20 protein-coding genes and 2 pseudogenes are annotated in these 25,832 nt (G+C 73.1%); 15 read left to right on the top strand and 7 right to left on the bottom strand.

All coding sequences use genetic code 11. The annotated features are described in order from the left end of the window. Nucleotides 1–25 precede the first annotated feature (25 nt). From ACN267_RS03725 to ACN267_RS03735, 3 genes are read left to right on the top strand one after another with little or no spacing between them, the layout of a single operon-like run. Nucleotides 26–1,069 carry a methyltransferase gene (locus ACN267_RS03725; RefSeq protein WP_204959014.1) on the top strand — a complete coding sequence of 348 codons (1,044 nt, stop codon included), beginning with the start codon at nucleotides 26–28 and terminating at the stop codon, nucleotides 1,067–1,069. A gap of 7 nt (nucleotides 1,070–1,076) precedes the next feature. Continuing rightward, nucleotides 1,077–2,030, top strand: coding sequence for a transglutaminase domain-containing protein (locus ACN267_RS03730; protein ID WP_204959013.1), 954 nt, complete (start codon nucleotides 1,077–1,079; stop codon nucleotides 2,028–2,030). Nucleotides 2,031–2,080: 50 nt separating this feature from the next. Beyond that, complete coding sequence (locus tag ACN267_RS03735; RefSeq protein WP_281896029.1) at nucleotides 2,081–2,536, top strand: MaoC family dehydratase; 456 nt, start codon at nucleotides 2,081–2,083, stop codon at nucleotides 2,534–2,536. Between the two features lie 53 nt (nucleotides 2,537–2,589). On the opposite strand, the gene ACN267_RS03740 is transcribed toward ACN267_RS03735, so the two are convergent. The 6 genes from ACN267_RS03740 to ACN267_RS03765 all read right to left on the bottom strand — a co-directional run bounded on the left by ACN267_RS03740 (nucleotide 2,590) and on the right by ACN267_RS03765 (nucleotide 7,940). Beyond that, entirely contained in the window at nucleotides 2,590–2,865 is a 276-nt protein-coding gene (locus ACN267_RS03740) for an acyl carrier protein (RefSeq protein ID WP_204959011.1), read from the bottom strand. 79 nt (nucleotides 2,866–2,944) lie between these two features. Next, nucleotides 2,945–4,105, bottom strand: coding sequence for a DegT/DnrJ/EryC1/StrS family aminotransferase (locus tag ACN267_RS03745; RefSeq protein ID WP_204959010.1), 1,161 nt, complete (start codon nucleotides 4,103–4,105; stop codon nucleotides 2,945–2,947). 42 nt (nucleotides 4,106–4,147) lie between these two features. Further along, nucleotides 4,148–5,245, bottom strand: coding sequence for a glycosyltransferase family 4 protein (locus ACN267_RS03750; RefSeq protein ID WP_281896033.1), 1,098 nt, complete (start codon nucleotides 5,243–5,245; stop codon nucleotides 4,148–4,150). Further along, nucleotides 5,242–6,045 (bottom strand): sugar phosphate nucleotidyltransferase, encoded by an 804-nt coding sequence (locus ACN267_RS03755; protein ID WP_204959008.1) that lies wholly within the window; start codon nucleotides 6,043–6,045, stop codon nucleotides 5,242–5,244. The genes ACN267_RS03750 and ACN267_RS03755 overlap by 4 nt, the downstream gene beginning before the upstream one ends. Nucleotides 6,046–6,117: 72 nt before the next feature. Then, a complete protein-coding gene (locus tag ACN267_RS03760) occupies nucleotides 6,118–7,020 on the bottom strand; it encodes a hypothetical protein (RefSeq protein WP_204959007.1) in 903 nt (300 codons plus the stop codon). A 17-nt stretch (nucleotides 7,021–7,037) separates the two neighbouring features. After that, nucleotides 7,038–7,940 carry a class I SAM-dependent methyltransferase gene (locus ACN267_RS03765; RefSeq protein ID WP_421487910.1) on the bottom strand — a complete coding sequence of 301 codons (903 nt, stop codon included), beginning with the start codon at nucleotides 7,938–7,940 and terminating at the stop codon, nucleotides 7,038–7,040. 166 nt (nucleotides 7,941–8,106) lie between these two features. Here ACN267_RS03765 and ACN267_RS03770 point away from each other — a divergent pair, with 166 nt between their 5' ends. The 3 genes from ACN267_RS03770 (at nucleotide 8,107) to ACN267_RS03780 (ending at nucleotide 12,916) form a co-directional block, all read left to right on the top strand. Continuing rightward, complete coding sequence (locus ACN267_RS03770) at nucleotides 8,107–8,883, top strand: phosphotransferase (RefSeq protein WP_204959005.1); 777 nt, start codon at nucleotides 8,107–8,109, stop codon at nucleotides 8,881–8,883. Between the two features lie 332 nt (nucleotides 8,884–9,215). Next, complete coding sequence (locus tag ACN267_RS03775) at nucleotides 9,216–11,144, top strand: ABC transporter ATP-binding protein (RefSeq protein ID WP_239485500.1); 1,929 nt, start codon at nucleotides 9,216–9,218, stop codon at nucleotides 11,142–11,144. Next, nucleotides 11,141–12,916: an ABC transporter ATP-binding protein gene (locus ACN267_RS03780; protein WP_281896040.1), complete on the top strand. Its 1,776-nt coding sequence runs from the start codon at nucleotides 11,141–11,143 to the stop codon at nucleotides 12,914–12,916. Before ACN267_RS03775 ends, ACN267_RS03780 begins: the two co-directional genes overlap by 4 nt. Nucleotides 12,917–12,947: 31 nt before the next feature. Here ACN267_RS03780 and ACN267_RS03785 read toward each other — a convergent pair whose 3' ends face one another. Next, nucleotides 12,948–13,811, bottom strand: a complete 864-nt coding sequence (locus ACN267_RS03785; protein ID WP_421487911.1) for a glycosyltransferase — start codon at nucleotides 13,809–13,811, stop codon at nucleotides 12,948–12,950. A gap of 289 nt (nucleotides 13,812–14,100) precedes the next feature. On the opposite strand from ACN267_RS03785, the gene ACN267_RS03790 reads away from it, so the two are divergent. From ACN267_RS03790 to ACN267_RS03830, 9 genes and pseudogenes are all read left to right on the top strand, one after another. Then, nucleotides 14,101–14,571, top strand: coding sequence for a hypothetical protein (locus ACN267_RS03790; protein ID WP_421487912.1), 471 nt, complete (start codon nucleotides 14,101–14,103; stop codon nucleotides 14,569–14,571). 449 nt (nucleotides 14,572–15,020) lie between these two features. After that, on the top strand, nucleotides 15,021–16,403 hold the full coding sequence (locus ACN267_RS03795) for an aspartate aminotransferase family protein (RefSeq protein ID WP_421487913.1): 1,383 nt from the start codon (nucleotides 15,021–15,023) through the stop codon (nucleotides 16,401–16,403). 20 nt (nucleotides 16,404–16,423) lie between these two features. Beyond that, nucleotides 16,424–17,620 carry an epoxide hydrolase family protein gene (locus tag ACN267_RS03800; protein ID WP_421490384.1) on the top strand — a complete coding sequence of 399 codons (1,197 nt, stop codon included), beginning with the start codon at nucleotides 16,424–16,426 and terminating at the stop codon, nucleotides 17,618–17,620. Between the two features lie 50 nt (nucleotides 17,621–17,670). After that, complete coding sequence (locus tag ACN267_RS03805) at nucleotides 17,671–19,305, top strand: GMC family oxidoreductase (protein WP_281896048.1); 1,635 nt, start codon at nucleotides 17,671–17,673, stop codon at nucleotides 19,303–19,305. Nucleotides 19,306–19,721: 416 nt separating this feature from the next. Further along, nucleotides 19,722–20,654: pseudogene (locus tag ACN267_RS03810) on the top strand (NAD(P)/FAD-dependent oxidoreductase); the annotation flags it as partial. Between the two features lie 384 nt (nucleotides 20,655–21,038). Beyond that, nucleotides 21,039–22,337: pseudogene (locus tag ACN267_RS03815) on the top strand (FAD-dependent oxidoreductase); the annotation flags it as partial. Between the two features lie 398 nt (nucleotides 22,338–22,735). Next, nucleotides 22,736–23,887, top strand: a complete 1,152-nt coding sequence (locus ACN267_RS03820; RefSeq protein ID WP_204959000.1) for an epoxide hydrolase family protein — start codon at nucleotides 22,736–22,738, stop codon at nucleotides 23,885–23,887. A 217-nt stretch (nucleotides 23,888–24,104) separates the two neighbouring features. Then, on the top strand, nucleotides 24,105–25,283 hold the full coding sequence (locus ACN267_RS03825) for an acyl-CoA dehydrogenase family protein (RefSeq protein WP_204959597.1): 1,179 nt from the start codon (nucleotides 24,105–24,107) through the stop codon (nucleotides 25,281–25,283). 64 nt (nucleotides 25,284–25,347) lie between these two features. Then, nucleotides 25,348–25,770 carry an SgcJ/EcaC family oxidoreductase gene (locus ACN267_RS03830; protein WP_204958999.1) on the top strand — a complete coding sequence of 141 codons (423 nt, stop codon included), beginning with the start codon at nucleotides 25,348–25,350 and terminating at the stop codon, nucleotides 25,768–25,770. Nucleotides 25,771–25,832: the final 62 nt, after the last annotated feature.

Consider the following 25,832-nt stretch of genomic DNA (forward strand, 5'->3'; position numbering starts at 1 on the left):
CGGGGCACATCGATTGGAGAGCAGTATGCCCATCACGCTTCCGGGTGCCGAGCGGTCCCTGAGCGGAGCCGACAACGCGGTGCCGGCCTTCATGTTCGACATGCTCTCGGCCTGGGGGTTCCGGGCCGTCACCCTGGCCTTCCGCACCGGCGTGCTGGCGGCCCTGGCCGAGGAGGAACTGACCAGCGAGCAGGTGGCCGAGAAGACGGAGCTGGATCCCCGTGGCATCGCGTTCCTGCTCGACTGCCTGGACTGCGTCGGCTACGTCCGCCGCGCCGGGGACCGGTACGGGGTCACCGACACCACCCGGGAACTGCTGCCGATGATCTCGATGGGCATCCCGTACTTCGAGAAGATCGTCTTCACCGACTGGGCGAACCTGGAAGGCCGGCTGCGCGGCGAGCTGCCCCTGCCGTTCGGGCCGGACCAACCGCGTACCCCGCGCTGGCTGGCCCGGCAGTGGCGGGTGTTCCAGGACGGCATGGTCGCCCTCACCAACATGAACATCGACGAGGTGCTGGAGCGGGTGCCGGTGCCCGACCCGGCCGGGCACCTGCTGGACCTCGGCGGCGGCTACGGCCTCTACAGCATCGCGCTGTGCCGCCGGCACCCGCAGCTGCGGGCGACCATCTTCGAGATCCCGGAGATGCAGCGGCTCGCCGACCGGGCCATCGCCGAGAACGGCATGGCCGACCGGGTCGACTTCCGGGCCGGCGACTTCTTCACCGACGAGCTGGGCAGCCCGTCGATGGCGCTGCTGTTCAACGTCATCCACTCCAAGAGCGCGGTCCAGAACCGGGAACTGGTCGCCCGGACCGCCGCCGCCCTGCGGCCCGGCGGCTCGCTGGTGATCCTCGACCAGTTCCCCGCCCCCGAACTGGGTCCGATCGGCCGCAGCTTCGGCGCCATGATGGCGCTGAGCATGTTCAACAGCGTCGGTCAGCAGACGTACCCGCTCGACGAGGTGCGCGACTGGCTGACCGACGCCGGGCTGGTCGACGTGGACTTCCAGCCGGTGCGCAGCGCTCCGGGCAACGGGTTGTTCCTGGCCCGTAAGCCGGGCCGGTAGGCCGGCGGTGTCCACACCCGTGCCGGCGTCCGCGCCGGCGACCCCCGAGGCGGTGGTCGGCCAGGTCCGCCTGGTACCCGACGGCCACCGCGACTTCGACACGTCGCTGGAGCACGCGACCCGGTTCCACCGGCTGTCCCGGGCCTGCCTGGAGCAACTGGTGGAGCAGGGTCTGCCGCACTCCTCGGACGCCACCGGCCTGCTGTTCGACCGCTACGACCTGCGCAACGTGGCGCTGCTGCTGGGCGTACGGTCACCCCAGCGGGCGACGTACGAGGCGATGGCGGCTGCCCTGCGCGCCGGCGGGGCCGGGGCGGCGGTCCGGCGCACCGTGGTCGTGCGCGCGTACTGCCCGGACCGGGAGCACTGCGCCGGCTGCGCCTTCGTCCTCGACCCGGCGGTGACCTCCGCGCCGGAGGTCGTGGCGGTCCGTCGCCCCGAGGCGTCCCGGTTCGAGGTGGACGTCCTGCTCGCCGCCGCCGACGCCACCCCGCCGCCGACCCCCGAGCAGCGGCGTCTCCTCGACGAGGCCGCGGGACTGCGGTTCCACCTGCTGCCGCCGGGCCTCACCGCGGACCTCGGCTTCCTGCGGGAGACCGGCCTGGCCGACTGCACCCTGGCCGTACGCCATCTGGTGGCGTGGGCTGGTGAGCTCGGCGTGCCGGCCCGACCGGCCACCGGCCTGTGCCTGTCGCGCCCCTTCGCCAACCGGCACCACTGGCTGGAGCTGCGTGACGTCGAGGGCCGGTGGTGGCCGGCCGATCCGTTCTTCCTCCGGACGCTGGCCGGTTGGGGGCTGCTCGCCGACGGCGACTGGCCGGCGCACCGCCGCCCCGTCGGCGCGTACTGGCGGGTCGACCTGGACCTGGACGTGCCGATGCTGCGCCACCGGGGCGCGGGTGGGGCCGCCGGCGGGTCGCCGCCGGAGCGGCTGGGGCCGGCGTACTTCCTCGTCCAATGAGCCCGCCGCCCGAACCCGTCGCCCCCGCACCCGCGCCAGGAGAGGTCGGCATGGTCGTCGTCGGTACCGAGGTCGAGCCCCTGCGCGCACTGGTGGGGCAGCACCTCGGCTTCAGCGACTGGATGCTGATCAGTCAGGAGCAGGTGGACTGCTTCGCCGCGGCGATCGGTGACCACCAGTGGATCCACGTGGACCCGAAGCGGGCAGCCGACGGCCCGTTCGGTGGCACGGTCGTCCACGGCTTCCTCGTCCTCGCGCTGACCTCCCGGGTCCTGGAGCAGGTGCTCGTCGCCGATGGCGTTCGCCTCAAGGTGAACTACGGTTGCGACCGGGTCCGCTTTCTGGCCCCGGTGCCGGTCGGGTCCCGCATCCGGGCCGGGGTGGTGTTGCGCGGGGTCCAGCCGTTACGCCGCGGCGTCCAGCTCGCCCTGAGCCTGCGGTACCAGGTGGAGGGGAGTCTGATGCCGGTCTGCGTCGCTCAGGTGCTGGTGCACAACTACGCGTGAGTGGCGTCGGCCCCGGCAGACGACGCTGCCGGGGTCGACGCCGCGGGCGGCGCTCAGGACCGGGGCGCGAGCCCGGCCGACCGGTCGGCGACGGCCACCGCGAGGTCGTCGACGGTCTCCATGTGCAACCAGTCCACGTGACCGACCATCCGCAGGTCGAACTCGTCCTCCAGCCGCATCAACAGCTCCAGGATCCGGGACGAGGTCAGGCCCAGCTCCATGAAGATCCTGGTGTCGCCGGTCAGCGACGCCGGTTCGTGGCCGGTCATCTCGGCCAGCAGTCGGACGATGGTCGCAGTGGCCGTGGCGGCGGATGGTGGGGAGGTCATGACGTGCTCCGTCCAGTCGGTGCGGGGATGGTGGGGTCGGGTCGGGCGACGGCGGTGGCGTTCGCCGGGGCCCCGAGATTCAGCGCTGCCGCAGGCAGCGCAGGAGCGCCGCGGCGGCCAGTGCGGCGTCGTCGTCGGACATGCGGCTGTGCAGCGGCAGGGAGAGCAGGCGTGCAGCCACCGCGTTGGTGACGGTCAGCGCCGAACGGCCCGCGCCCGGGCTGCTCCGGTAGGCCGACAGGTGATGCACCGGGGGATAGTGCACCGAGGTCTGCACGCCGGCGGCGGCGAGGCCCTCGCGCACCGCGCCCCGGTCGGTTCCCGCCGGCAGCACGACCGGCATCAGGTGCAGCGCGGAGTCGCCGGTCCGCCCGGCGAACGGCAGCACCAGCTCGGGCGCGGCGGCGAGCACCTCCCGGTACGTGGCGACCAGCGACCGGCGTCGCTCCCGGTCCAGCGGGAGCTTGCCCAGCTGGACCCGACCCAACGCGGCGGCCACCTCCGTCGGCCGGTAGTTCAAGCCGAAGCCCGCGACGTCGTAGCTGGCGTCACCCGAGCGGAGCCGGTCCCAGGTGGACGTGGTCAGGTGGTGCGAGCGGGCCAGCCGGATCCGGTCGCGCACCGCGTCGTCGCGGGCGACCACCATGCCGCCCTCACCGGCGGTGACGTTCTTGGTCGCGAAGAAGCTGAAGCAGCCGATGTCGCCGTGCGTGCCGAGCATCCGCCCGTCGTGCTCGACCATCGGCGCGTGCGCGGCGTCCTCGACCAGGACCGCGCCGTGCCGGTCGGTGACCGCACGCAGCGCGGCCAGGTCCGCCGGGTATCCGGCGTAGTGCATCGCGACCACCGCCCGGGTCTGTCCGGTTACCAACCGCGCCACGTCCACCGGATCCACGGTGAGGTCGTCCGGGGCGCGCACATCGGCCAGGACCGGGATGGCGCCGGCCAACGCCACCACCGCGGCACCGGCCACGAAGGTCAGCGCCGGCATGATCACCTCGTCGCCGGGCCGCAGGTCGAGCGCCATCATCGCCAGGTGCAGCGCGGCCGTGCCGCTGCTGACCGCGACCGCGTCGTCGGTGCCGATCCGGTCGGCGAACTCCCGCTCGAAGGCGGCGGTCTGCGCGCCGGCCGAGAGCCAGCGCGAGCGCAGCACCTCGGTGACCGCGGCGATCTCGTGCTCGTCGACGGTGTTGTCGGCCAGGGTGATCCGCCAGTGCCGGGCGGGCGGTGCGCTCATCGGTGTGTCCTTCCTCGATCTGGGCAGGGATCGGTGGGCCGTTCACCGTGCCGGCGCGGGCGGCGGGGCCAGGCCGGGCGAGGAGGCGTAACCGGACTCGTAGGCGTCGACGACCCGTTCCCAGCCGAACGACCGCTCGGCCCGCCGCCGCCCCGCCGCACCGAGTTGCCCCCGGCGGACGTCATCGCTGAGCAGCTCGATCAGCGCGGCGGCCAGGGGCGCTGGACCAGGCGGGACGACCAGCCCGTCCACGCCCTGCCGCACCACCTCGTACGCGCCGGCGAACGCCCCGCTGACCACCGGCTTCCCGCACGTCCACGCCTCGACGAAGACCAGCGGGAACACGTCCGCGACACTGGGCAGGCAGAGCAGCTCGCAGGCGGCCAGGGCGTCGTGTTTGGTCTGTTCGTCGACCGTGCCCAGGTCGTGCAGGCGCGGGTCGGCCCGGGCGGTGAGATGCCCGGCGACCTCCGGGTCGACGTCCGGGCCGACGAAGACGAACCGGGTGTCGGGCAGTTGCCGCCACACCGGGTCCATCGCCGCCAGCAGCGTCTGGTACCCCTTGCTGACCGTGCGACGCCCGACGAAGAGCACGAACGGCCCGTGGATGCCGTACCGGCGTCGGAAACCTGGGGTGTCGACCGGGCCGGTGAGGTCCGAGGCGGACGGGAGACGCCGGATTCGGGTGGCCGGCACGCCCACGTTGCGCAGCGCGGCCACCTCCGCGGCGGACAGGGCGAAGACCACCTCGGCGGCGCGGCAGACCTCGCCGGCCCGAACCGGGTCGGGCCACACCTGCGGCGACGAGCAGGGGGTCAGCACCAGGCGGGCGCCGTAGCGGCGGGCCAGCCGTACCGCCTCGACCGGTGCGTCGGGGCGGGCCAGGTCGAAGGTGTGCACCACTGACGGGGCGAAGTCCGGGCGGGCCCGGTGCAGCTGTCCGACGTCGGTGAAGAGCGGCACGCCGGCCGTGCGCAGGCCCGCGACGGTGTCCGGATGTGCGGCGGTGACCAGCGCGGTCACCCGCCGGGACCGGGCCGCCAGGCCCTGCGTCGCGCGCAGCGCCATCCGCTCCGCCCCTGCCTGTGTTTCCCCGTAGCCGGCGAAGACCACCAGGACGTCGCCCACCTCGCCCCTCACGTCCACATCTCGATCGTGGCACCGCCCGGTACGGGCTCGTCGAGGAAGAAGACGTCGAGTTCCGGGCGGCAGCGCTGCGCCTCGTGCGGGGACGGCGTCAACCGCAGGTACCGGTCCGGATCCGCCAGGAAGTCGGCCCGCGCCTGCTCGTAGTGGGCCGGTGTGCCCACGTCGTGCCAGGACTCGGTGAAGGCGTAGCCGTTCACCGGTCTGCCGGCATCGGTCAGCGCATTGATGAGGGTCGGCATATCGGTCGGTGTGCTGCGCGGGATGTGCGCGCGGACGTCCGGGTCCGCGACGTAGATCCCGCAGCAGACGTTCCACTCGAAGGTCGGCTTCTCGTGCACCCGCCGGATCCGGTCGCCGTCGGCGCGCAGCAGCCCGACCCCGGTGGAGACCCAGTGACGCTGGAACGCCACGGTCAACCCGGCGTCGCCGGCCACGTGCCGGCGGTGCAGGTCGCCGAAGTCGATTGAGGTGAGCAGGTCGCCGTTCATCACCACGGCGGGTTCGGTCCAGTCCGGGACGAGCAGCAGCGGCGCGGCGGTCCCCATCGGACGCTCGTCGACGCAGTAGTCGACCTGCAGACCGAGCTGGGATCCGTCGCCGAACGCGGACCGGATCATCGAGCCCAGGTGCGAGACGCACAGCGTCGCCCGGGTGAAGCCGCAGGCCCGCAGCCGACGCAGGCTGATCTCCAGCAAGGAGTGCTCACCCATCGGCACCAGCGCCTTCGGGCGGTTGCTGGTGTGCGGCATCAGGCGGGTGCCCCGGCCCCCCACCAGCAGGATCGCGTGCATCGGATCAGTCTCCCGTCCCTCGGACGACGACCGCGCCCGCCCGCGGACGCGGCCCTGCCGTACCGCCGTTTCTCACGACCGGACCGCCGCCCGCAGTTCGGCCTCCAACCGGGCGAACGTCGGGGCGAGCTGGCGCATCGTCGCCGCCGCGGCGGCGTAGTCCCCGGCCACCAGCGGGTACTCCATCGATCCGATCAACCGGGCCTGCTGATCCAGCACCTCCGCCACCCCGGTGTAGCCGTGCCGGGCCAGCACCACGGCCGCGTCGTTGCGGCGTCGTGCCCCCACGCACACCATGAAGTCGGCGAGGTGGAAGAAGAGGAAGGTGGTCAGTCCACCGTCGAGCACCTTCGCCGCGCCCTCGGCCGCCGCCGCGGACGCCTCCGGGGCCACCATGTCGGCGGCGATCGGCAGCAGCCGGCGCACCGCCTCGGCGGTGTCCACCGCGCGGACCCGCTGGAAACCGGTCCGCAGGTTGAAGTCCGGCACCCGGTAGGACAGCGTCTCGGTACGCCAGGCGGCCAGCAGCTTCTCCAGCGGCAGCACGGTGTACGGGTGGGCGCGCGGGTCGTGGATCACCACGTTCCCCCCGTCGAAGCCGACGACCACCAGGTAGTGGTCGGCGCCGATGGGCTGACCCAGCCCGGGGTGGTGCGGCAACAGTCCCATCTCCACCGGGCCGGCCACCGCGCGGTGCTGGTCGTCCACCTTCTCCAGCGCGGCGGCCACCTCGTCCGGGGAGCCGCCGGTCTGCTCGCACGTCCAGCCGAGCAGGTCCAGCATCATGTTGATGCCCTTCTCGGGGTTCCAGCCGGCCGGGGCGAAGAACGGGCGGCCGTCATGGTGCAGGTACATGCCGAAGGCAGAGCCGGTCAGCACCTCGACCACGGTCTCACCGGGGCCCTCGTCGCCGAAGGCCATCTGGAGGGAGTCGGAGAAACAGCCATGCGTCTCTCCGGAGAACTGAACGGGCATCGGGGCCAACTCCTGTCTCAGCGATGGTCGCCCGACGCCGCGGGGGCGTCGTCGGGCGGTGGTCCGGGCCGGCCGGCGGTGGCGAGATAGCTGCGGGGCAGGTTCGGGAAGTCCGCCGGCACCCCGCCCTGCGGCCAGCGGCCGTAGTTGGCCCCGGCCGCGCCGGGCTCGGTGATCCGCTCGACCGCCCAGCCGGCCTGCCGGAGGAACTCCGCCGGGGTGTCCGTGCCGAACCGCCACGGGCTGCCGGCCCGCGCCAGTTTGTCGAGGAAGGGTCGCATGTAGCGCAGCCGGAAGATCCCCGTGCCGATGAGGTCCACCGCGATCCGGCTACCCGCCGCGGAGAGCCGGGCGGCCTGGCGTGCCGCGGCGGCGGCCCGCGCCGCAGGCAGGTAGAACAGCAGCCCCTCGGCGAACCACACGGTCCGCGCCGCCGGGTCGAAACCGGCGTCGAGCAGGGCCGGTTCCCACTCACCGGTCAGGTCGGTGGCGACCGTCCGGCACTCGCAACGGGGCACGGTGCCGACCCGGGCGAGCCGCCGCCGCTTGTACGTCAGCACGCTGGCCTGGTCCACCTCGAACAGCACGGTGCCCGCCGGCCAGTCCAGCCGGTACGCCCGGGTGTCCAGTCCGGCGCCGAGCCCGACCACCTGGCATCCCTCGGTCACGCTGTCGCGCAGGACGTCGTCGAACCAGCGGGTGCGGATGGGCAGCACCGGGTTGCCGTCGGCGGCGGCCCGTCCGGTGTGGAAGTGCCGCAGCAGCGCCTCGCCGTCCGCGCCGGCCAGCAGGGCGGCGTACGGGTCGTCGAAGAGCCGGTCCGGTCGTGCCGTCTCCCGTGCCCGCGCCGCCGCTGTCCACCGGGCGGTCCGGGCGACGCCGGACAGGTCGTCGTCCGTGGCAGCCACCTCAACCCTCATGCCCCTCAGTGTTTCCATCGACGCGGGTCGGGGACAGCTCACCGTGCGGGCGTACCCATGCGGCCAGCACCAGCGTCGCCCCAACCGGTGGGGTCGCGTCCGGACCTCCCGTCGGTCCGGCCGGTTAGCCTGGGTTGGTACGGCCGGCGACGACGGGGGTGGCGGTGTGGACGAACCAGCTCGCGGCGACGGGTGGGCCGCGCTCGCGGCGTGGGCCGGGGTGAAGCTGGTCCGTCCGTTGCCCGGCGGGCACCGCAACGAGGTGCTGCTGGCCGAGCGGGCGGGGGTGCCGCTGGTGGTCCGCCGGTCGGTGCGCCCCCGTGCCGCCCTGGAGTGGGAGCTGGACCTGTTGGACCATCTGCGCGGCTGCGGGGTGGCGGTGCCCGAGCCGGTGCCCGCCGACGACGGCCGCCGGCACGTGGACGGGGTGCTGGTCACCGGCTTCGTCCCCGGCCGGTATCCGGCCGACCCCACCGACTGGCGGCGGGTGGCCGACCAGCTCGCGGTGCTGCACGCGGCGACGACCGGCTGGCCGCAGCGCCCCGGCTTCGCCGCCAGCGGGGCGCTGCTCGCCGCGGACCGGGGCGGGGACGTGCGGCTGGACGCGATGCCCGCCCCGGTGGCCCGGATGGTGCGCGCCGCCTGGCTGCCGGTGCAGCACGGGCCGCGCTGCGTGGTGCACGGCGATGTCGGCCCCACTAACGTGCTCGTCGACGGATCCCGGGTCACGCTGCTGGACTGGGACGAGGCGCGGGTGGACGTGCCCTGGTTCGACTACGCCTTCCTGCCCGACGGGGTGCCCACGCCGTGGCCGGGTGGGCGGGCGTCGTTGCACGCCGCCGGCCTGGCCTGGGAGACGGCGACCTGCTGGCGGGCCGAGCCGGTGTACGCGCGCCGCCGGCTGGCCGAGCTGCGCCGCCACCGGCGGGACACCGGAGCCTGACGTCGGGTCGCCTGGGTCAGGGCACGCTGGGAGATGCGCCCCTGGTCCCCCGCGTCGAGCATGGACGGGGAGCCCGCCGCGACCCGCTCCGAGCGCCCCCGGCGGCCGACATCGTCGGCGGGGCTGGGCGATCGGCATGGTCGGGGTGGTCGGGCTCGTGTCGAGGCCGACCCGGTGACGACGGCCGGGGCGGGTCCGGGTTCGGCCGGCCCCGCCCCGGCGCATGAGGGCGGCAGATGGAGCGGCGTGCCGTAGTCCGGCGCATGACGCACGTGCCGCCGGAGCGCGGGTGGACCAGGACCGACGCGGGAGGTGTGGTGGGCGATCACCGGATGGATCTTCCGGTCGAGGTGCCGTTGGACGAGAGCGCCGACACGATGGCCAGCAGCCCGGCCAATCTGCTGCGCGCCCGATGGCAGACCGTGCGGCTGCTGCGCCGGGGCGGGGCCGGCCTGGTCACCGCGCTGGTGGTGGCCAACCTGCTGCTGGGCCTACTGCCGGTGCTGTTCGTCGTGGCGACCAGCATCCTGCTCGGCCGGGTGCCGGCGGCGGTCGCCGGGGGCCTGAGCTCCCCGGCCTGGGACTCGCTGGTGAGCGCCTTCGTCGCGGCGGCGCTGGCGTTCGTCGCACCACAGGTGATCGCGCCCCTGCGGGCGTCGCTCGGGGACCTGGCGGGCCGCCGCATCGACCAGCAGGTGCACGACGAGTTGATGGCCGCGTCCCTGTCCCCGGTCGGTGTCGCGCCGCTGGAGGACGAGGAGAACCAGGACCGGCTGCGGGTGGCGGCGCTGAAGTTGCAGTTCGCCGTCCAGACCCCGGGCGACGCCTGCGCCGGCCTGCTCGCCCTGCTGGCCCGCTACACCCAGCTCCTGGCGTATGCCGTGCTGATCGGGGTGGCGTTCTCCTGGCTCGCGGCGGCCGGTCTGGTCCTGTCGGTGCTGCTGGTGCGGCACAGCACCCGGGGCGGCCTGAGCCGGTACGCCGAGGCGCGGCAGCGGTTGAGCCGGGCCGAGCGGCGGGTGCACTACCTGCGGGCGCTCGCGGTGGAACCCGCCGCCGGCAAGGAAATCCGGGTGTTCGGGCTCGCCGGCTGGCTGACCGCCACGTACCGCCGGGTGCACCTGATGTGGCTGCGACCGTTGTGGGCCTACCGTCGGCGGATCCTGCTCTGGCGGTACCTGGTCTTCGCCGGGCCGAGCCTGGTGATGGCCGTCGCGGTGTTCGCGGCGGTGGGCGTGGCCGCCCCGGCGACGTTGACGCTGACGGAGTTCGCCCTGGTGGTGCAGGCGACCCTGGGCGCGATCGCGCTGGGTGGCTACTACGCCGAGGCCGACATGCAGACCGCCGTCGGCATCTCCGCGTACGACGACGTACGCCGGTTCGTCAGCCGCCTGGCGGCGACCGCGCCCACGTCCGGGCCGGTGCCGCCGCGCCCGCTGCCGCCGCTGCGCGAGGAGCTGCACTTCGACCGGGTGAGCTTCCACTACCCCGGCCAGGACCGCACCGTCCTCGACGAGCTCGACCTGCGGATTCCGGTCGGCAAGTGCACGGCGATCGTCGGCGTCAACGGTGCCGGCAAGACCACCCTGGTCAAGCTCCTGGCCCGGCTCTACGAGCCGACCGGCGGCGTGGTCCGGGCCGACGGGGTGGACATCCGCGCGTTCCCCGTCGCCGAGTGGCGGGCCGCGATCGGCATCATCTTCCAGGACTTCCTGCGGTACGAGACCTCGGTCGCCGACAACATCGCCTTCGGCGCGGTCGACCACCGCGCCGACCGGGCCGGGTTGCGTACGGCCGTCGCGTCCGTGGGGCTGACCGAGCCCCTGGACCGGCTGCCCGCCGGCCTCGACACCCCGCTGGCCCGTCACCTCACCGGTGGCGCGGAACTCTCCGGTGGCCAGTGGCAGCGGGTGGCGCTGGCGCGGGCGCTGTTCGCGGTGCAGCACGGCGCGCCGATAGTGGTCCTGGACGAGCCCACCGCGAATCTCGACGTGCGCGCCGAGGCCCGCTTCTTCGACCAGTTCGCCGAGCTGACCAGGGGCGTCACCAGCCTGCTGATCTCCCACCGGTTCTCCACCGTCCGGCATGCCGACGTGATCGTCGTCCTGGAGCAGGGCCGGGTGGTCGAGCGGGGCAGCCACGAGGAGCTGATGGCGACCGGCGGCCGGTACGCGCGATTGTTCCGGATGCAGGCCGACCGGGTGCTGGGCCCGCAGGACAACCCGTCGGACGACGTCGACCCCCAGGAGGTGCTCAGGTGAGTGCGACGTTCGCCGGCTGCGGGAAGATGCTTGTCACGGCGTGGCGGGTGAACCGCGGCAGGACGGTCACCGCGATCTTCTTCGTCGTGGCGGGCGCGGCGGCGGCCCCGCTGCTCGCACTGTCGCTGGGCCTGATGACGGACGCGGTGGTCGCCGGGCACCGGGGTGTGGTGCTGCTGACCGGACTGTTCGTCGGGGTCCTCGCGTTCGCCACCGTCACCTTCGGCCATTTCGGTCACCTCGCCTACTTCGAGCTGGCCGAGCTGGCCGAACTCGACTTCGACGAGCAGCTCATCGGGCTCTCCAACGGCTCGGTCGGCATCGCCCACCACGAGCAGGCGGCGACCAGCGACACGGTGACCGTGCTGCAGCGCGAGATCCGGCAGTTCGGTCGGGGACTGGAGGCGCTGCTCAACGGTCTCGGTCTGCTGATCGCGGTGGGCATCACCGTGGTGCTGCTGGTACGGCTGCACCCGCTGTTGCTGTTGCTGCCGTTGGCGGCGGTGCCGTCGTTGTATCTCAGCCGGCGGGCCGAGCACCTGGTGGACGCCGCCAAGACGGACACCGCGGAGACCACCCGCACGGCGCTGCACCTGTTCGACCTGACCACCCGACTGCCCGCCGCGGCCGAGTTGCGGGTGTTCGGGCTCGCCGACGAGCTGCGCCGCCGGCACGCCGGGCTGTGGTCGGACGTGACGGCCCGACTCCTGCGGGCCGACCTGCGAGCGGCCGCGCTGCGTACCGCCGGTCAGGTGACGTTCGCCCTGGCCTACGTCGGCTCGGTGCTGCTGCTGGTCCGGGCGGCCGTCGACGGCCGGCGCGGGGTCGGCGACGTGATCCTGGTCGTGGTCCTCGCCGCGCAGATCAGCGCGCAGGTGACCGCCACCGTCACCCTGCTGCGCGACCTGCAACGGATGGCCGCGCTGTACGGGCGGATGGCGCAGTTGCGCGCCGTCGTCGTGGACGACGACCCCGGCGACCTGGACCCGCCGGACCGGCTGCGACACGGGATCACCCTGCGGGACGTGTCGTTCTGCTATCCCGGCACCGACACCCCGGCGCTGCGTGACGTCACCGTGACGCTGCCGGCCGGCAGCACGGTGGCCGTGGTGGGGGAGAACGGCGCCGGCAAGTCGACGCTGGTGAAGTTGCTCTGCGGGCTGTACCGCCCGAGCAGTGGCCGCATCCTGCTCGACCACCTCGACCTGCACCGGCTCCGGCCGGATAGCTGGCGCGCACGTATCTCCGTCGCCTTCCAGGACGCGGTGCGCTACGAGTTCCGGACCCGGCACGCCGTCGGGATGGGCGACCTGGACAGCGGCTTCGCCGACCAGCCGGTGCGTGACGCGCTGCGCCTGGCGCGGGCCGACGATGTGCTGCGCCAACTGCCCGACGGCCTGGAAACGGTGCTCGGCAAGGGTGGCAGCGGCGCGGAGCTGTCCGGTGGGCAGTGGCAGAAGGTGGCCCTCGCCCGCGGGCTGGTGCGCCCGGCGCCGATGCTGTTGGTGCTCGACGAGCCGACGACGGCCCTGGATCCGGAGGCAGAGCTGGCCATGTTCGAGCACTACGCGGAGCAGGCGGCCCGGGTGGGCCGGCAGACCGGGGCGATCACCGTGCTGGTCTCCCACCGGTTCTCCACCGTCCGCACGGCCGACCTCATCGTCGTGGTCCGCGACGGGAGGGTTGTCGAGGCCGGCGACCACGCGACGCTCAGCGCCGGTTCCGGCCCGTACGCCGAACTGGTCGCCGTCAACACCCGGGCGTACCGGTGACCGGGCACCGCGGCGGTTTCGGGTCAGCCGCTCAGCTCGCCGCGGTGGCCAGCTCGTTGAAGTCGAGGAACCGCTTGGGCGGCAGTTCGGCCAGGAGCCGCATCAGCGCCGTGCCGTACTTCTCGGCCATGTAGCGGTAGTTCTGCGTGGCGCTTTTCATCAACTCATCGAAGGGCTTCGCGTGCGGCACGTGCACGGCCTTGGCCTGTCGGTTGAGGACGAAGCGCGCGCCGGCGCGGTGCAGTCGGTAGCCGAGGTCGATGTCCTCGCCGCCCCAGGTGCGGAACTTCTCGTCGAAGCTGCCGACGGCGCGGAGCTGGCGGGTGTCGGCGGAGACGTTGGCGGTCCAGAAGATTTGCCAGGGGGCGGGGACGCGGGTGAGGTCCTCGCCGTAGCGGTCGTAGAAGAGTTCGCGGATGTCGCGGCACTCCCGTTTGGCCTGCATCCGTTCGATGCTGGCGTCGATGTCGTCGAGGTCGAGGCGTTCGGTGACCACCTCGATGTTCGTGTCGTCGCCGGAGAAGCCGTACAGGTACGGCAGCACGGCGGTCGGACCGGGTGTCGCCTCGTGGCTGGCGACGTGCTGGATCAGGTTGTCGGCGTGCAGCATGACGCCGTCGTCGGCGAAGACGCAGATGGGGGCGCGGGCGTCGGCGATGCCGATGTTGCGGGCGGCGGCGGCGCGGAATCCCTCGTCGGACTGGTAGTGGTAGCGCAGGTTCAGCCGGCTCTGGAAGCTTGCGGCGACGTCGGCGGTGTCGTCACAGGAGCCGTCGTCGACGACGACCACCTCGAACTCGTCGGCGGGCATCCGTTGCCGGGTCAGTGACTCCAGGCTGTGCCGCAGCAGGTCCGATCGGTTGTAGGTCGGTATGATGACGGTGCATCTCGGCACGTCGGACACGATGCCTCCCTGTGGGGTCGGGGCGCGGTTCGCGTCACGACGCGCGACGCGTGGGACGGGCCGCGGCGGGGGCCGGGTGCACGACGGGGCTGGCCCCGCTGAAGGCATCGTGGCACCGGCTCGGCGACCCGGCATCTCGGTGCTTGCGCTTCCTGACGCGCGCTCCGACCGGATCTTCCACCGAATCCGAAGCAATTGAACCTAGACTATGATTGTCGATTTGACGACGGCCTGGTGAGGCATGTGCCGGCGATCTCGTACCACAGCAGCGGAGGTTCGGATGTTTCTGATTGAGCGGCGTGAGGTGGCGGATCAGGTGGTGCTCTGCGAACGCCATGAGCAGGTGCGCCAGGATGATCTGGCCGATCATCTGCGCGCGGCGATGGGCCGGTTGACGCAATTGGCCGAACAGCACGGTGGGGTGGCCGGCCCGACGTTCACGATCTACCGGGGTGAGGATTTCGACCCGGAGAACATCACGGTGGAGACCTGCGTGCCGATTCATCAGGAGCCGGCGGGGCCGGTGGCCGCGCTGGTGCGCCGGGAGCCGGCGCACCACGAGGTCTTCGTGCGGGTGACGAAGTCGCAGTCGGCGCCGCCGCAGGTGGGTGAGGCGTTCGCGGCGGTGGCCGCCCACCTGGAGCAGCACGGTCTGGTCGAAGCGGACGCGGCACGCGAGGTGTACTTCACCGACTTCACCACCGCCGGGCCGGACGACCCGGTGATGGACGTCGCGTTCGTTGTGAAGTAGGTGGCCGGACCGGTGGCGCCGGATCCGGTCCGGCGCCACCGGTCCGGCCCCGGAAACCGCCGCGCGGCTGACGACGTCGGCCGCGCGGCGCAGGAACCGTCGGCGCGTCTCGGCGCGCCGGACACGACCTCTCCCTCGTAGACGCACGGTGCGGCCCCCCGGTAGCGCGGCCCCCGCGGCGCGGCCGTCGTTGGTGCGGCCCCGTTGGTACGGACCGGTGGTGTGCCCCGTGCCGCGGTCCCCTGCGGCATCTCCCCGATCACGCGCGCCGGCACCGCAACATGAGAGGTGCGACCGGTGCGAGGCACGGCCAAGGATGGACCTGCCGGCACGCGCACTCCGCCCACGCCCCGGCCGACGGCGGTGTACCGCGACGTCCCAGGTGGTCCGCGCCGCGTCGTTCGGCGAACCCCCGTGCCGATGGCTGCCCCGTCCCGAAGGAGAGCTCTATGCCGATCGTCAACGATGTCCCGGCGGTGACCCGGTCCGCCGGTGACCTGGAGGAGCTGGATCGCCGGGTGCTCCTGCACCCGCATCAGAGCGGGGCCCGCCGGGAACGCTGCGTCATCGTGCGGGGATCCGGCTGCACGGTGTGGGACGCGTACGGCACGGAACTGCTCGACCTCATGGGTGGCGGCAACTGGGTGGCGCAGGTGGGGCACGGCCGCAGCGAGTTGGCCGACGCGGCGGCCCGGCAGCTCGGCAGGCTGGAGTACTTCACCGGCTTCGACATCTTCTCCAACGACCGGTCGCTGGAGCTGGCCGAGCGCCTCGTCCGGCGCTCGGCCGACGGACTGGACCGGGTGTTCTTCACCAACGGCGGCTCCGAGGGGGTGGAGAGCGCTATCAAGTTCGCCCGGCTCTTCCACCACCACCGGGGCGAGCCCGACCGCACCTGGATCCTCTCCCGACACGCCGCCTACCACGGCAGCACGTACGGCAGCGGCACCACGACCGGCATCCCGGGCATGCACGCCGGCATCGGACCGGGGCTGCCGCACGTGGAGAAGGTCTCGCCGCCGTACCCCTACCGGGCCGCCGAGCTGTACGGCGGGGCGGAGATCACCGACTTCCTGCTGCGGGAACTCGCCGAGACGATCGACCGGATCGGCGCGGGCAACATCGCGGCGATGATCGGTGAGCCGGTGATGGGCGGAGCCGGCATCCTCATCCCGCCGGACGACTACTGGCCCCGGGTACGCGAACTGCTGACCCGGCACGGCATCCTGCTGATCGCCGACGAGGTGGTGACCGCGTTCGGCCGTACCGGCGCGTGGTTCGACTCGGCGGCGCGGGGGATGGGGGCTGACCTGGTGGTCGTGGCGAAGGGACTCACCAGCGGGTACGCGCCGCTGGGCGCGGTGCTGCTGCGGGACGAGATCGGCGAGACGGTCGCCGGCGGCAGCAGCTACCTCTTCCACGGGCACACCTACTCGGGTCATCCCACCGCGTGCGCGATCGCGCTGGCCAACCTGGACCTGCTGGAACAGGAGGAACTGGTGGCCCGCGCCGGCACCATCGGCCAGTGGTTCCGGGCCGCCCTGGCCCCGCTGTCCGGGCTGCCCCGGGTCGGTGAGGTGCGGGTGGCGGGCGCCACCGTCGGCGTGGAACTGGTCACCGACCGGGACACCCGGGCGCCGCTGCTGGCCGGGGCGGTCGCCACCGAGCTCCGCGAGGCGCACCGGATGGTGGCCCGGGACTACGGCAACACCCTGGTGATGGCCCCGCCCCTGGTCATCGCCGAGGAGCAGGTGGGCCGGGCCGCCGAGGCGCTGTACGAGGTGGTATCCCGGCTCGACGCGGACGGTGGGCTGGCCGGGCGGCCCCGGTGAACCCGCCGACGGACGAGTCGATCCGGCCGTTCCGCGTCGAGATTCCCCAGCGGAGCATCGACGACCTACACCGCCGGATCGCGGCCACCCGCTGGCCGGCGGAGCCGTACGGGGGCGGGTGGGCGCGCGGCGTGCCGGGGGCGTACCTGCGGGAACTGGCCGACTACTGGCGTACCGGCTTCGACTGGCGGGCGGCCGAGGCCCGGCTCAACCGGTACCCGCAGTTCACCACAACCATCGACGGGGCGACCCTGCACTTCCTGCACGTACGCTCGCCGGAGCCGGACGCGCTGCCGCTGGTGCTGACGCACGGCTGGCCCGGCTCGGTGGCGGAGTTCCTTCAGGTGATCGGCCCGCTGACCGATCCCTGCGCGCACGGCGGCGACCCGGCCGACGCCTTCCACCTGGTCATTCCGTCACTGCCCGGGTACGGGTTCTCCACCCCGCTGCCCGGGACCGGCTGGGACATCACGCGCATCGCGCGGGCCTGGGCCGAGCTGATGCGCCGCCTCGGCTACGACCGGTACGTCGCGCAGGGCGGCGACTTCGGCTCCGCAGTCTCCCTCGACCTCGGTGAGGTCGACCCGGAGCACGTGCTGGGGGTGCACGTCAACATGCTGCTCACCGGCCCGTCCGAGCCGGGTGAGGTGGCCGAGTTGGACGAGGCGGACCAGGCCCGGATGGCGCTGGTGCCGCGGTTCAACGCCGACCTCGTCGGCTACATGGCGGTCCAGGCCACCCGGCCGCAGACCCTGGCGTACGCGTTGACCGACTCGCCGGTCGGGCAACTGGCCTGGATCGTCGAGAAGTACCGGGAGTGGACCGACTCGACCGACGTGCCCGAGGACGCGGTCGACCGTGACCAGATGCTGACCACGGTGACCATCTACTGGTTCACCGCGACGGCGGGCTCCTCCGCCCAGCTCTACCGAGAGGTGGTCGAGCTGCTGCCCTGCACGGTGGTCGGTGCCCGGCCGTACCCGAACCCGGTGCCGTTGGCGGTCGCGGCGTTCGGGCGTGACATGTTCCTGCCGGTACGCCGCTTCGCCGACCGGGACTTCCCGAACATCCAGCAGTGGACCGAGTACGACCGCGGCGGTCACTTCGCCGCGATGGAACAGCCGGACCTGCTGGTGGCCGACATCCGCCGGTTCTGTCGGGGCAGCCGGGTCCGGCCGGCGACCGTTCGGACCCCGGACGCCGCCGGCCGGCGCTGAGGGTCACCCACCCGCCGGCCACCGGCACGTCCCGCCAGAAAGGAAACGAGATGGACGGCGACGAGCGCCTGCCTTCACCGGGGCCCGACGGCCCCGATCGGGCGACCTACGACTACGTCATCGTCGGCGCCGGTACGGCGGGTTGCGTCCTCGCGGCGCGGCTCACCGAGGATCCTGACGTCACGGTCTGCCTGGTCGAGGCCGGCCCCACCGACGACGTGGAGAACATCCGGGTCCCGGCCTTGGGCGGCAAGTTGTGCCGCACCCGGTACGACTGGGACTACGACAGCCACGACGAGCCGCAGCTCAACGGCCGGCGGCTCTACCTGCCGCGGGGCCGGGTGCTCGGTGGCACCAGCGCGATGAACGGCATGGTGCACATCCGGGGCCACCGGACCGACTTCGACGACTGGAACCAGCCGGGCTGGACCGGTCCGGAGCTGCTGCCGTACTTCCTGCGGTGCGAGGACAACGAGCGCGGCGCGTCGCCGTACCACGGGGCCGGCGGTCCGCTGCCGGTGTCGGAGAACCGGTCGCGTAACCCGATGTCGACCGCGTTCGTCCAGGCCGCGATCGAGGCGGGCTTCGCCGCCAACGACGACTTCAACGGCGCCGAGCAGGACGGCTTCGGCTACTACCAGGTCAACCAGCGTGACGGCCGGCGGTGCAGCTCGGCGGCGGCGTACCTGCATCCGGTACGCGGGCGGGCGAATCTGACCGTGCGGACCCACCTGCAGGTCCACCGGGTCCTGGTGGAGCGCAGGGTGGCCACCGGGGTGCTCTGCCAGCAACTGGACCGACGGGTCGAGCTGCGCGCCGCACGGGAGGTGATCGTCGCGGCCGGGGCGTACAACTCCCCGCAGTTGCTGATGCTCTCCGGTATCGGACCGGCCGACCAGCTCACCGGCCTCGGTATCCCGGTGCTGGTCGACCAGCCCGAGGTCGGGCGCAACCTGCAGGACCACCCGTCGACCTACCTGGTGTTCACCCACGACCAGCCGGTGAGCCTGCTCAGCGCCAACGAGGAACGGTACGTGCGGCAGTTCGAGCAGGAGGGCACCGGGCCGCTCAGCTCGAACGTCCCCGAGGTGGGCGGCTTCGTCCGGACCCGGGACGGGTTGGCCGCGCCGGACGTGCAGTTCCACGCGCTGCCGGTGACGTTCGTCGACTGCGCGCTCGGCGTGCCACCCGGGCACGGCATCTCCTTCGGGCCGTGCGTGCTGCGGCCGGCCAGCCGGGGTGAGGTCAGCCTGGCCTCCGACGACCCCACCGCCAAGCCCAGGATCCGGCACCGCTACTACGACGACCCCGACGACGTCCGGGTGATGCTGGCCGGGCTGCGGATCGCGCTGGCCATCGCCGGGCAGGCCGCCCTGCGCCCGTACACCCAGGGGCGGTTCACCCACCCGGCGTCGGACTCCGACGCCGACCTGCGCGCCTTCGTCCGGGCGACCACGCAGTCGATCTTCCATCCGGCGGGCACCTGTGCGATCGGTACGGTGCTCGACCCGGAGTTGCGGGTGCGGGGGGTCGACGGCCTGCGGGTGGTGGACGCCTCGGTGCTGCCGCTCATCCCCCGGGGCAACACGAACGCGCCGACCGTCGCCGTCGCGGAGCGGGCGGCCGACCTGATCCGGGGCCGCAGCGTCGGGTCGGAACCGGCCACGGCGGCCGGGGTCCGGTAGGTCGGCGTCCGCACCCCCGGCGGGGAGCGACCCGGGCCCGCGCGGGGTGCGCGGCTCCGGCCCCGCCCGGCGTAGTGGGCCGTCCGGGTGGAGTGGGCCGTCCGGGTGGAGTGGGCCGTCCGTGGCCGGGTCGGCTCTGTCCGGTGGCCGGGTCGGCTCCCGTCCCGTCCCCGGAGGTCGGCGGCACGGCCACCGCCGGGATGTCGAGCTGCGGCGCGGAACGCACGACAGGAGGTGCGGTGCCCGGAGCCGCTGCCGACCATAGGAGACACACGCCGGGCCCGCCGATCGAGCGGTTTCTCGCCCGTGACGTCGTTGGTGCCCTGTCCGATCGGACAGGCGTTCCCGTTGCACAGTGGAGGTAACCCCGGATGCGTGAACACCTTGGCGCGCGAGCCGTCGTGCTCGGCGGTGGAATGGCCGGGCTGCTCGCGGCTCGGGTACTGGCCGATCGGTACGGCGAGGTCGTGCTGGTCGAACGAGACGCGATCGTCGACGTCACCGAGGCCCGGCGGGGGGTGCCGCAGGCCCATCACGCCCACGCGTTGCTGGCCCGGGGACACGAGGTGATCGAAGGGCTCCTACCCGGTCTGCAGGCCGAGCTGACCGCGCACGGGGTGCAGACCTGCGACCTGTCCGGGAACCTGCGGTGGTACTTCAACGGGCGACCGTTGCAGCAGGCGTACTCCGGCCTGCTCAGCGTCAACGCGAACCGGCCGACGCTGGAGGCGCACGTGCGGGCCCGGGTCCTGGGCCTGCCCAACGTGCGGCTGCGCGAACGCACCAGCGTGCAGGGCCTGACCGCCACCCCGGACCGCAGCCGGGTCACCGGCGTGCAGCTCAGCGGTGAGCCGGGGCAGCCGCAACCGGATCCGCTCACCGCCGACCTGGTCGTCGACGCGACCGGGCGCGGGAGCCGTACCCCGCTCTGGTTGGCGGAGCTGGGATACCAGCGGCCGGAGGAGGAGAAGGTCAAGATCGACCTGGCGTACGTGTCGCGTTACTTCCGGCTCGATAGCGACCCGTTCGGCACCGACCTGGCGATCAACTCGGTCGCCTCGCCGGCCAACCCCCGGGGGGCGTTCTTCGGCAGGTTCCCGGACAACGTCGCCCTGCTCTCGCTGACCGGGATGCTCGGCGACCACCCCCCACGGGACCCGGAGGGTTTCCTCGAGTACGCCCGGAGCCTGGACGCGCCGGAGATCTACCAGGCGGTGCGTACCGCCGAACCGTTGGGCGAGATCGCCGGTTTCAAGATCCCTGCCAGCGTCCGTCGCCGCTACGACAAGCTGGCCCGGTTCCCGCAGGGGCTCCTGGTCATCGGCGACGGCGTCTGCGCGTTCAACCCGGTCTACGGCCAGGGCATGACGGTGGCCGCGATGGAGGCCGCCGCCCTCGGCGAGCACCTGGACGCCGGCCAGGTACGACCGATCGAGTACTTCAAGGCGATCCGTCCCGTCATCGACGGCCCCTGGGAGACGTCGGTCGGCGCCGACCTGGCCTTTCCCGGCGTCGAGGGGCCGCGCACGGTCAAGGACAAGCTCGGGGGCGCGTTCATGGGACGCCTGCACACCGCGGCTCAGCGCGACGGACGGTTCACCAGCGCGTTCTTCCGGGTCGCCGGCCTGGTCGACCCGCCGACGGCACTCATGAAGCCCGGTCTCGTTCTCGGCGCGCTGCGTACCGCCCGCAAGGCCGACGCCGACGCGGTGCCCGCGACCGGTGACGGTCCGCTGGTCGGCCAGCGTGCGGTGGTGCTCGGCGGCAGCATGGCGGGCACCCTCGCGGCCCGGGTCCTCGCCGACCACTACCGCGAGGTCGTCGTGGTGGAGCGCGACGAGGTGCTCGGCGTCGCCGTGCCACGGCGCGGTGCCCCGCACACCGGGCACGCCCACGGCCTGCACGGTCGCGGCTACCTGATCCTGGCCGAACTCTTCCCCGGGCTGCGGGGTGACCTCCAGGCCCGGGGGTTCCCGGTGGGTGACATGGGGGAGATGCGCTGGTTCTTCGACGGCCGTCGACTCCAACCGGCCCGTACCGGCCTGCTCTCGATCACCCCGCCCCGCCCGGTGCTGGAGGACTACCTGCGGACCCGGGTCGAGGCACTGCCCAACGTCACCTACCGGCAGCTCACCGAGCTGACCGGGCTGCGCGCCGCTCCCGACAACAGCCGGGTCACCGGGGTCTCGCTGCGGGACGTGACATCGGGTCAGGAGAGCATCCTCGACGCGGACCTCGTGGTGGACGCCACTGGGCGCGGCTCCCGTACTCCGGTCTGGCTGCAACAGCTGGGCTACGACCGGCCGGTCGAGGAGAAGATGAAGATCGGCCTGACGTACACCACCCGGATGTACCGCAGCCGGCCGGAGATGTTCGACGGTGCGCAGTCGATCAACCCGGTGGCCTCTCCCGCGCACCCCCGGGGCGCGTTCTTCGGGCAGGTCGGCCCCGACGAGTGTATCGTGTCGCTGACCGGCATCCTGGGTGACCAGCCGCCGACCGACCCGGACGGCTTCGTCGACTTCGTCCGCTCGCTGCCGGTGCCGGACGTCTACGACGGCATCCGCGACGCCGAGCCGCTCACCGACCCGGTGAGCTTCACCTTCCCCGCCAGCGTGCGTCGCCACTACGAACGGTTGACCCGGTTCCCGGAACGGCTGCTCGTGCTCGGGGACGCGGTGTGCAGCTTCAACCCGGTCTACGGCCAGGGCATGTCGGTCGCGGCGATCGAGGTGATGGCGCTGCGGCGGCTGCTGCTGCGCGGTACCCCGCCGGACGCCCGGGTCTTCCTGCGTGACATCGCGCGGGTCGTCGACACGCCCTGGCAGATCTCCACCAGCGGCGACCTCGACTTCCCCGAGGTGCCCGGTGACCGGCCGGCGAAGGTCCGGCTGGGCAACGCCTACCTCAACCGGGTGCAGTACGCGGCCACCAAGGACGCGGCGGTGACCACGGCGTTCATGCGGGTGGCCGGTCTCATCGAACCGCCGACCGCGCTGATGCGCCCGAGCATGGTGCGCCGGGTGCTGCGACTCTCCCGCGACCGGCGCGCGGCCCGCCCGCCGGCCCAGCCCGCCACCCCGACCGACCCGCCCGCCACCCCGGCGACCCCCGCCCCGACCTCGGCGGCCACCACTGCGGGAAACCTGACGCCGGCGACGCCGGCCGCCGGCCGCCGGCCGCGGCGCAGGGCCCCCGGCCGCGACGGCGTCTGAGTCCACGTCGGCGGCCCGGCATCGTGGGCGGGCCGCCGGCGTCGGGACGTGCCACGACGCGCCGCTGAGCGCGGAGCCGCTGATCGGTCCCGCCCCGACCGCCGCCACCTCGGGCGGGGTGGGCCGCGCTGCCCGCCGCCGGTCGGGCGGCCCCGGACCGGGTGCCCGCGCGACGGCGTCGACTCCGACCTGCCAACCCCAGAAAGGGCCAGCCCATGCGACCGTACCGAATCGACATCCCCCAGGCCGACCTCGACGACCTGCAGCACCGGCTGGCCGAGACCCGCTGGCCGGCCCCGCTCGCCGACGACGGGTGGGACCGCGGCGTACCGGTGGGGTACCTGCGCGAGCTGGCCGAGTACTGGCGTACGACGTACGACTGGCGGGCCGCCGAGGCCCACCTCAACCGGTACCCGCAGTTCGTCACCGAGATCGACGGCGCGACCGTGCACTTCCTGCACGTGCGTTCGCCCGAGCCGGACGCCCGTCCCATGATCATTTCCCACGGCTGGCCCGGTTCGGTCGTCGAGTTCCTGGACGTCATCGGCCCGCTGACCGATCCCCGCTCGCACGGTGGCGATCCGGCCGATGCCTTCCACCTGGTCATTCCCAGCCTGCCCGGCTTCGGTTTCTCCGGGCCCGCAGCCCCCGGCTGGCGGCCCGCCCGGATCGCCCGGGCCTGGGCGGAGCTGATGCGCCAGCTGGGCTACGACCGCTACCTGGCCCAGGGCGGCGACGCCGGTGCCGTCATCTCGATGGAGCTGGGTCGGGTCGACCCGGAACACGTCGCCGGCGTGCACGTCAACATGCTCATGACGTTCCCCTCCGGCGACCCGGCCGAGCTGGTCGACCTCACCGCCTCCGACCAGGAGCGGCTGGGCCGGATGGCGCGCTTCGACGCCGAGCTCTCCGGCTACATGAAGTTGCAGGCGACCAGGCCACAGACGCTCGCGTACGGGCTCACCGACTCCCCGGTCGGGCAGCTCGCCTGGATCGTGGAGAAGTTCAAGGAATGGACCGACGCCGCCAAGGTGCCCGAGGACGCCGTGGCGCGGGACCGGCTGCTGACCCTGGTCTCAATCTACTGGCTGACCGCCACGGCCGGCACCTCGGCCGCGCTGTACTACGAGGACGCCGCCGGGCTGCGTGACATGACCGCCGGCGTCGCACCGGCCCCGGTGACGGTGCCGATAGGGGTGGCGGTCTTCCCGCAGGACATCTTCCTGCCGCTGCGCCGCCTGGCCGACCGGGACCTGCCGACCATCGTGCACTGGAAGGAGTTCGACCGGGGCGGGCACTTCGCGGCACTGGAGGAGCCGGACCTCTACACCGCCGCCGTACGGGCGTTCGCCCGCGTCGTCGGCTGACCGCGCCGACCCGTCGGTCCCGTGCCGGCGCCGCAATCCCGAAGGTGCGCCGCCGTGGGGGCGGCTGCGATCGTCGGTGGAGCGCGGTGACCGCCCGCCCCCTGGTGCCCCGTCGGATCACCCCGACCACCGCCGGCGTCGCCGGCGTCCGTGCCCATCGGCTCCGACCCGGGCCGCGGCTGCGGTCCCGGCCGATCCCCCGGAGGAGACCATCGTGTTGCAGACCGCCGTTCCCACCCGGGAACAACTCGTCCAGCGGGCAGCCGATCTGTTGCCGGTGCTGCGCCGCAACGCGGAGTGGGCCGAGCAGCACCGGCGGCTGCCCGACGAGACGATCGAGGCGCTGGCCGCGGCCGGCTTCTTCAAGCTCCGGACGCCGCTGCGCTACGGCGGATACGAGGCCGACACCCGGACCCTGGTGGAGGTGGCCGCCGAGCTGGGGCGCGGCGACGGCGCCAGTTCCTGGACCACCTCGGTGTTCTGGATTCCCACCTGGATGGCCTGCCAGTTCCCCGACGAGGTGCAGGACGAGGTCTTCGCCACCCCCGACGTGCGGATCTGCGGCACGCTGAGCCCGACCGCGATGGCCACCCCCACCGCCGGTGGGATCGTCGTCAACGGCAAGTGGGGTTTCATCAGCGGCGCCCTGCACAGCCACTGGCAGGAGATCATCGCCGTGCTGGTCGACGGCGACAACGAACCGATGCCGATCATGGCCCTGGTGCCGATGGCGGACCTGCACGTGGTCGATGACTGGCACACCTCCGGCCTGCGGGGCACCGGCAGCGTCAGCACCGTCGCGGAGGAGCTCTTCGTCCCCGCCGCGCGGGTGCTGCCCCTCGGTGCCGTCCTGCAGGGCCAGTCCGCGTCCCACCACAACGCCGACTCGGCCATCTACCGGCCGCCGCTGCTGCCGGTGGCGTCGGCCTCGTCGGTGGGCACCGTACTCGGCCTGGCCCGAGCAGCCCAAGAGACCTTCCTGGAGCGGTTGCCGGACCGGAAGATCACCTACACCGACTACGCCAGCCAGGGCGAGGCCCCGTTGACCCACCTGCAACTGGCCGATGCCACCATGCGCGCCGACGAGGCGGAGTTCCACGCCCTGCGGCTGGCCGACCTGGTCGACGCCAAGGCGGTCGACGGCAGCGACTGGAGCCTGCTGGAGCGGACCCGGGCCCGAGCCGACCTCGGCGCGGCCGGCCGCCGGGCCCGGGAATCGGTGGAGATCCTCGCCGCCGCCTCCGGTGGATCCTCCATCTACAGCTCGGTGCCGATGCGGCGAATCCTGCACGACGTGCAGGCGGTCGGCCTGCACGCGCTGATGAACCCGGACACCAACGCCGAGCTGCACGGGCGGGTGCTGGCCGGGCTCGCCCCCAACACGCTCTACCTCTGACCCACCCGGACCGTCGGGCCGCCCGCCCGGGTGGCCCGCCCGCCATCGCAGAAGGAGCACCCGAATGACTCCGCCCCGCACGTCGGCCGCTGTCGCGCCCACCGCCGAGGAGCAGGCGGCCGTCGCCGCCGTCCCCCTCCAGATCGTCGCTGCCTGGCAGCGGCACGACGCCGACGCCTTCGCCGACGTGTTCACCCCGGACGGCACCATGATCCTGCCCGGCCTCTACCGCAGCGGGCGCGACGAGATCCGGGATTTCATGGCCACCGCGTTCGCCGGGCCCTACCAGGGCACTCAGGTCACCGGTGAACCCTTCCACCTGACCTTCCTCGGTGCGGACACCGCCCTGCTGCTGACCAAGGGCGGTGTGCTGGCGCCCGGTGCGGAGACCGTCGCCGAGGATCAGCAGATCCGGGCCTCCTGGCTGCTCACCAAGCGGGACGGTCGTTGGCTGCTCGCGGCGTACCAGAACACCCCCGCGCACTGACGCAGTCGGTGGCCGGACGCCCGCGCCCGGCCACCGACTGCCAGAACATCCAGTTCATGCAG

Origin of the sequence: Micromonospora sp. WMMD734 (assembly GCF_049178975.1) — a bacterium.
GTDB lineage: Bacteria > Actinomycetota > Actinomycetes > Mycobacteriales > Micromonosporaceae > Micromonospora > Micromonospora wenchangensis.

Bases quoted from the DNA above. Each gene is read 5' to 3' on its own strand.
- ACN267_RS03760 (WP_204959007.1), bottom strand. From the start codon at position 7,020: ATGCCCGTTCAGTTCTCCGGAGAGACGCATGGCTGTTTCTCCGACTCC.
- ACN267_RS03795 (WP_421487913.1), top strand. From the start codon at position 15,021: ATGCCGATCGTCAACGATGTCCCGGCGGTGACCCGGTCCGCCGGTGAC.
- ACN267_RS03725 (WP_204959014.1), top strand. From the start codon at position 26: ATGCCCATCACGCTTCCGGGTGCCGAGCGGTCCCTGAGCGGAGCCGAC.
- ACN267_RS03755 (WP_204959008.1), bottom strand. From the start codon at position 6,045: ATGCACGCGATCCTGCTGGTGGGGGGCCGGGGCACCCGCCTGATGCCG.
- ACN267_RS03740 (WP_204959011.1), bottom strand. From the start codon at position 2,865: ATGACCTCCCCACCATCCGCCGCCACGGCCACTGCGACCATCGTCCGA.
- ACN267_RS03735 (WP_281896029.1), top strand. From the start codon at position 2,081: ATGGTCGTCGTCGGTACCGAGGTCGAGCCCCTGCGCGCACTGGTGGGG.
- ACN267_RS03765 (WP_421487910.1), bottom strand. From the start codon at position 7,940: ATGAGGGTTGAGGTGGCTGCCACGGACGACGACCTGTCCGGCGTCGCC.
- ACN267_RS03830 (WP_204958999.1), top strand. From the start codon at position 25,348: ATGACTCCGCCCCGCACGTCGGCCGCTGTCGCGCCCACCGCCGAGGAG.
- ACN267_RS03790 (WP_421487912.1), top strand. From the start codon at position 14,101: ATGTTTCTGATTGAGCGGCGTGAGGTGGCGGATCAGGTGGTGCTCTGC.
- ACN267_RS03820 (WP_204959000.1), top strand. From the start codon at position 22,736: ATGCGACCGTACCGAATCGACATCCCCCAGGCCGACCTCGACGACCTG.
- ACN267_RS03775 (WP_239485500.1), top strand. From the start codon at position 9,216: ATGGATCTTCCGGTCGAGGTGCCGTTGGACGAGAGCGCCGACACGATG.
- ACN267_RS03745 (WP_204959010.1), bottom strand. From the start codon at position 4,105: ATGAGCGCACCGCCCGCCCGGCACTGGCGGATCACCCTGGCCGACAAC.
- ACN267_RS03805 (WP_281896048.1), top strand. From the start codon at position 17,671: ATGGACGGCGACGAGCGCCTGCCTTCACCGGGGCCCGACGGCCCCGAT.